We start from the raw sequence: 5,928 nt of genomic DNA, 5'->3' as shown, positions 1-5,928 counted from the left end.
ATAGGGGTTCGGGGAAAGAGTTTCCCCGGCAGGTTTGGACAGCGTCCAAGGTCTGAAAGGTTTAGAACTGCACCAAAAAAAACGCGTTTATATATAACTTGATTGTAGCACATAGTTAGAACCAAAAAGAAAGTGCTACCACAATCCAAAGGGGGTTTAAGGTTTGTGCATTACAAGGTAATAGTCACTAATCACGTTGTAGAAGTCTACCAGATGGAACGTGCTCCTGCAGGCGGTCAGAGAGAGTTGGACGTCGGTGAGCCTATTGGCTATCGTGAGCGCTATTTAACTGATGATGGTGAACAAAGATCGAGGTTGCTACCTTTTGCCGGTCAGGGCGGCGTTAATAAGGAGTTTTGGGAAGATAAGGACAATAAGGGTGATAGGGTCACTCAAAGGCGTATGCAGACGCTCAGAGACGCTCGGAACAAGTGCAGGCGGTTAGCTATCGCAAACTTCAATGCTGAGTCCTTGTTCATTACTCTTACATACGCTTCAGAGATGGAACAGCTTGAAGATCAGGTGTCTGTATCGGACAAGCATTTTAAAGCGTTTATACGCAAGCTGAGTAATAGAGGGAAGGACAAATTTGATTATATTGCTGTTAGGGAGTTTACCAAAAGGGGCAGGGTTCACTATCACATGATTTGCAATGCTCCTTTGAGTTGGCAGGATAATGATGAATTGAGGGCGCTTGAACGTAAGATTGGAGAAGAGGTTTGGTGTCATGGTTTTGTCGATATCCAGCGCATGAATAAGACTAAAAAGGGTCAGAACGTTGATAATGTTGGTGCATATCTTACTAAGTATATGACTAAGGAAGTCAACGAGGAAAGGTTGAAAGGCAAGAAAGCGTATTTGTCATCTAAAGGGTTAGCGCAACCTGAAGTTTTTAACGGAATTGAAGCCTTAAAGATTGTAGAAGCTATGAAAACAAAAAAAGAGACATTCACGAATGAGTATGATTCGGAATATCTCGGAAAAATCAACTATTTAGAGTATAATCTATTAAGGAGTTAAGGACAACTGAAGAAGGAGCGCTAATGGGTAGAAAAAGAAAACCAGAAGAAGAAGTTAAGAAAAGCGTTACTGTATCCCTTCCCGGCAGGTTGTTAAATGCGATTCAACAGCACGGTTACAATAGATCAAGATTAATCGCAAAACTGCTAGAAGAATATTTTCAGAAAAAGACGTAAAAAAGCCTTGCTATTAAAGCAGGGTTTTTTTATACTTAAAAAGCGAACAAATATCCCTGTTTAGAATATTTGTTCGCATACAAAAGACCTAATTATGAGGGAGATGCGAACAGATGAAACAAGAATTGGTATTTGTGAGCGAAGATTCAGGGAGTTTCCAGGACGAAAAGACTCAGGACACTATTCGTTGGAACAAGTTGAAATTTGCTGATCCGTTGACTTATGAAAATCATATTTTGGCTTATGATCCTAAATACATTATTGAAACAGACCTTCCACCAAAAGGTACGAAGGTACAACCGTTTTTAGAAATGAGAACGCCTGGTAAAACAACAAAGGTTGTTGTTGTTGGCTTAAAAAAACTTGGATAGGTGATTTCGAATGACTCCGGGAACGCAAGAGGTTAACCAACCGACAGAAGGTACAGATCAGTTAGCTGAATACTACGTAATGCAATTAGAAAATGACGCTGAGATTATTGAAAAGCTGGATGAAATTCTTTCGGCTATGGATATAGTTCAAGCCGGTTCGTCTGCAGTATGGGGGTACGCAACTGTTTACATACCACTGGCAATAATAGTCATCTATTTATGGGTAACACTCATGCCTTTCCTTGGTCGTTTGAGGTGACCTGAAAGGAGGTGAGAGAATAATGGTTGAAGGCGCAACAGGTTTTGATATCACATCAGCAATGCTTGATCCTATGGTGAGTTCTATCAGTTCTAATGCTGTACCACTTACTACTGCTGGTGTTGCTATTATGGCAATTCTTGTTGGGGTATCACTTATCCCACGTATTATCTACAAGTTTATCTAATCCGATCAATCACGATGAACGGTGCTGTGGCTCGCATTTATTTTTAAACTTAACTCCATACGGGGGGACATCAGTCCTCCCTTTTTTTGTAGGTGCATAATGAAAAAAACAATGATTATTTTATTAACAGTTATTTTGCTAATACCTTTATACCCTTCCAGAACAGACGCTGCTGCACCTGTGTTAGTTCGTATTGCTGCTGGAACAGTTGGGGAACGTGCAGCGCTTGGAATAATGGAAAAGGCAGGTGTCAACATTGCCACAAAGTCTGCAAGGGAAAAGGCTGTACAAAGATGGAATTTAGAAGTACACGAAAAGATTAAATATTATGATGAAATAGGAAAGCAATGGGAAGCTGAAGAACTTGCAAGATTTCAATCTCAAATGGCAAATATGAAACCTGCTGAATTGATTCCTTCAGATACGAATGGCTTTAGTAAATTTGTTCTTGGTACTGGTGCAATGTTACTTGGCATTGATATTGCTTATGATGTGTATGCAGGTATAAAACACGCTCAAGATCAAGAAGAATTAATGGACGTAATAGGCGATTATGCAGAAGGATTAGAAAGTGGAGAATATTTGAAATCTGCTGGTGGTTTTACTCTAGTTGAGAAAGTTGCTCAAAATCCAGAATATTCTTTTGTAGAAGTTATTGCACCAGATGGATCAATTCATGCTACTTCAAGAGGATTTTCCAATGCTATGCCTATTATGTCTTATTTTCTTGTAAACGGTCATTTATTTTGGCAGGTAGACGGATTCACTAAAGCTAATCCTAATTATGATGAAACGAGTGCTGGGGTAGCAATATATAGTTATTCTGATTTGATACTCGAAGAAGGTAATACAATCAAAGATTATCCATTGATAAAATCTACTCCTGTTTCTCATGGATCTGTTGATCCTTTGCCTACAACAATTAATCCGTTGTTAGATCCGTTGAGAACATCATCACCAGGGCTTCAGGTATTAGACAATCCTGTTGAAGTGCCTTCAACTTATCCGCAAGAGGTAGAAATTAATATTCCTGATTCTGCTGATTATCCGGAAGAAGTTACTACTCCCTGGAATGAGCCATTAAAAGAATTAGATCCTGGTACTGATCCCGGTACAGATCCCGGCACAGATCCGGGGGGAGATCCTGGCACTACTCCTGAAGGTGAAATTACTTTTCCAGATATACCTCCTTCAGAAGTTCCTAAAGTCGGTCCACTTGATTTCTCTTACTTTTGGGGGCCGATAGAAACTGAGCTTTCCAAAAAGATTAATACGCCTTCAGACTTTGCATTTCTCATGCCTGTTATTGGTGGTTCTTGTGGTTCGTTCCCTGATATAAAAGGTACATTTCAAGGAAAAGAGTATGTTTTTATGAAATCCGATTTTATAACACAGCATTCTAGCTGGTGGCGTCCTATTATGTCCGGCTTGATTTACTTCTTTACTGCCTTTTATGTATTCAGAAAACTCACTGGATTCTTTAATAGGACAGGAGGTATTTCTACTTAATGTTTAACTGGATTGGTGAATGGTTTTCCAGTCTTATATACACTGTCATGGACGCATTTCTAGCACTTGTATTATTCATTATTGGACTTCTTCCAGTCATGAAAATACCACTTGATTTTATAGAATCTCAATCAGCTTTATGGAATGCAATACAATCAGTATCTTGTATTGTTCCAGTTGATACTATGCTAATAGTTTTACCAATCATATTACTCATGTATTCCTTAGATTTCACAATGTCGGTAATAAATTGGCTGATTAATAAAATACCTTCGATTAACTGATAGAGGAGGGTTTGCGAAAGTGTCGCAAGCGCAGCGCGACACGCGCAATCCCTCCCACAGCTAAAGAAGGTATTTATATCAGCAATTTAAAAGAGGGAGTAAAAATGTCTAAAAAAAGAATCTATAAAAAGTATGTAAACCAAAAGTTTTGGCTCAAATTCTTATTGTTTTGGAAGTATTACTTTATTGATCTCGCTTATATCAAAAAGTACGGTAAACCATTTTCTGAATATGGTGTATCTCTATTTACTGGCTTTCAAGGTACTGGCAAGACAATGGCTATGGTTGAGTATTTAGAGCGTATGAGAAAGCTTTATCCTAACGTCAAGATCGTTACGAACTTTGGCTATCATGCTGAAGATCAACCAATGATTGATTGGAAGGATTTCTTTGAAATTCGTAATGGCGAAGATGGCGTTATTTTTGCTATTGATGAAATTCAGAATGAATTTAACTCAACTGATTGGAAGAACTTTCCCGAATCAATGCTCTCTGAGATCACGCAGCAAAGAAAGCAAAAAGTAAAAATTATAGCTTCATCACAAGTTTTCACTCGTGTTGCTAAACCACTTAGGGAACAAACATCAGAGGTTATTGAGTGTTATACATTACTTGGTCGCTGGACTTGGCTTAAAGCATTTGATGCCCAGGAGTTTGAAGCTGTTATTCAAGACCCTATCAGAAAGCAAAAACTTAAACGTAAATGGCGTAAGAACTTTGTTCAGGACAATGATATTCGTGAAATGTATGATTCCTATGCAAAGATTGAAAGATTGAAAAAGACACAGTTTGTTGAAAGGAGAGACAGAATCTCATGATGTTATGGTTCGGTATCTTGCTGATCATACCCGTCTCATTTGTCACTAGGGAAATCGTTTTGGCTATTCAGTTAGATAATGAAGTAGACTGACAGCCTGATATATAGGCTGTTTTTTACTGTATAACCTTAGAACATGAAAATATTTTTTTAAACCTCTTTACTTTAGGTAACTTAAAGTGTTATAATAAAAGTAACTTAAAGGGAGGTAATAATAATGAAAACTTTATTTTTGGAACAAGTACAACAACTACTCTCTGACAAAGATTACTCAGATTTGATAAGAAACTATTCTCATTTTATTAATACAACAGATCAGGAAACTGCTTCATTATTCTATTACGATTCTGATACTAATGAGGTCTTAGTTATTTTTACTGAGGGTGGTATTTATCTTGATCATTGCAAAGAATCTCATAGATATCCTTCTGAATTTTCATTCGAAAAAACTTATGATCTTGTTTACCCTAATAAGATTGGTAGGCCTTCTTTAGGAGTTACAAAAAAGGTTTCTTTGACTTTATCTGAGGAAATTTGGTCTTTTGTAGATCGAAATGTAAAGGAACAAAGTGGTTCCAGATCGAAATATTTACGAGGGTTGATTGAAAGAGATTATATACAATCACAAAAGGAGGTACTTAATGAATGAGATTACAATCCTTTTAAAAATAATGTTTTTTGTTCCTGCAGCTGGTGCGGTGGTTTTTGGTTTGGGTTTTGCTCTTTGGCTTACTTATTTTGTGATCGAACCGAGGTTCAGTGTCGACAAAACATGATTCGGACTGCCTTTGAACTTAGGATAGGGGTTTGGGGAAAGAGTTTCCCCAGCAGGTTTGGACAGCGTCCAAGGTCTGAAAGCTTTTGAACTTAGAATAGGGGTTCGGGGAAAGAGTTTCCCCGGCAGGTTTGGACAGCGTCCGAGGTCTTATCTTTGCTCTGGAAAACTGCGTCTGCTTTCAACAATTGAATGGTAAAAACTAGCGTTTGCTAATTAGGTTTGCATGGCAAGTGGTAGATAATGACGCGGTGTCAACGGTAAATGTCTGACCGGAACGTAGTGAAGGGAATTTAAGGAGTTGATGCCTGCAATAGCCCAGTATGCTTAACACGACAAAAGGAGTGGAAAGGGGTGGTTGTTCCCCGTCCATCCTTTTGGCAGCCCAGCGCTTAGCTGAAAGCCCCCAAGGATTGGGGGTTGGGGGTTCGATTGATAGGGGTTCGGGGAAAGAGTTTCCCCGGCAGGTTTGGACAGCGTCCAAGGTCTGAAAGGTTTAGAACTGCACCAAAAAAAACGCGTTTATATAT

At 38.7% G+C, this 5,928-nt stretch carries 9 protein-coding genes; all 9 read left to right on the top strand.

Annotation, left to right across the window (positions count from 1 at the left end):
* The first annotated feature begins 165 nt into the window (after window positions 1-165).
* Complete coding sequence (locus tag JOD21_RS19040; protein WP_204731076.1) at window positions 166-1,020, top strand: rolling circle replication-associated protein; 855 nt, start codon at window positions 166-168, stop codon at window positions 1,018-1,020.
* A gap of 23 nt (window positions 1,021-1,043) precedes the next feature.
* Window positions 1,044-1,196 carry a type II toxin-antitoxin system HicB family antitoxin gene (locus JOD21_RS19035; RefSeq protein ID WP_204731075.1) on the top strand — a complete coding sequence of 51 codons (153 nt, stop codon included), beginning with the start codon at window positions 1,044-1,046 and terminating at the stop codon, window positions 1,194-1,196.
* A gap of 113 nt (window positions 1,197-1,309) precedes the next feature.
* On the top strand, window positions 1,310-1,567 hold the full coding sequence (locus tag JOD21_RS19030) for a hypothetical protein (RefSeq protein WP_204731074.1): 258 nt from the start codon (window positions 1,310-1,312) through the stop codon (window positions 1,565-1,567).
* Between the two features lie 10 nt (window positions 1,568-1,577).
* Window positions 1,578-1,826 (top strand): hypothetical protein, encoded by a 249-nt coding sequence (locus JOD21_RS19025; RefSeq protein ID WP_204731073.1) that lies wholly within the window; start codon window positions 1,578-1,580, stop codon window positions 1,824-1,826.
* A 22-nt stretch (window positions 1,827-1,848) separates the two neighbouring features.
* Window positions 1,849-2,013 (top strand): hypothetical protein, encoded by a 165-nt coding sequence (locus tag JOD21_RS19020; RefSeq protein ID WP_204731072.1) that lies wholly within the window; start codon window positions 1,849-1,851, stop codon window positions 2,011-2,013.
* Between the two features lie 99 nt (window positions 2,014-2,112).
* Window positions 2,113-3,522 (top strand): hypothetical protein, encoded by a 1,410-nt coding sequence (locus JOD21_RS19015; protein WP_204731071.1) that lies wholly within the window; start codon window positions 2,113-2,115, stop codon window positions 3,520-3,522.
* A gap of 388 nt (window positions 3,523-3,910) precedes the next feature.
* On the top strand, window positions 3,911-4,624 hold the full coding sequence (locus tag JOD21_RS19010; protein WP_204731070.1) for a zonular occludens toxin domain-containing protein: 714 nt from the start codon (window positions 3,911-3,913) through the stop codon (window positions 4,622-4,624).
* 216 nt (window positions 4,625-4,840) lie between these two features.
* A complete protein-coding gene (locus JOD21_RS19005) occupies window positions 4,841-5,272 on the top strand; it encodes a hypothetical protein (protein WP_204731069.1) in 432 nt (143 codons plus the stop codon).
* Window positions 5,265-5,399, top strand: coding sequence for a hypothetical protein (locus tag JOD21_RS19530; protein WP_275579615.1), 135 nt, complete (start codon window positions 5,265-5,267; stop codon window positions 5,397-5,399). The genes JOD21_RS19005 and JOD21_RS19530 overlap by 8 nt, the downstream gene beginning before the upstream one ends.
* Window positions 5,400-5,928 lie beyond the last annotated feature (529 nt).

The organism is Jeotgalibacillus terrae (assembly GCF_016908195.1).
GTDB lineage: Bacteria > Bacillota > Bacilli > Bacillales > Jeotgalibacillaceae > Jeotgalibacillus > Jeotgalibacillus terrae.
This window is presented reverse-complemented; position numbering and strand designations above follow the sequence as displayed.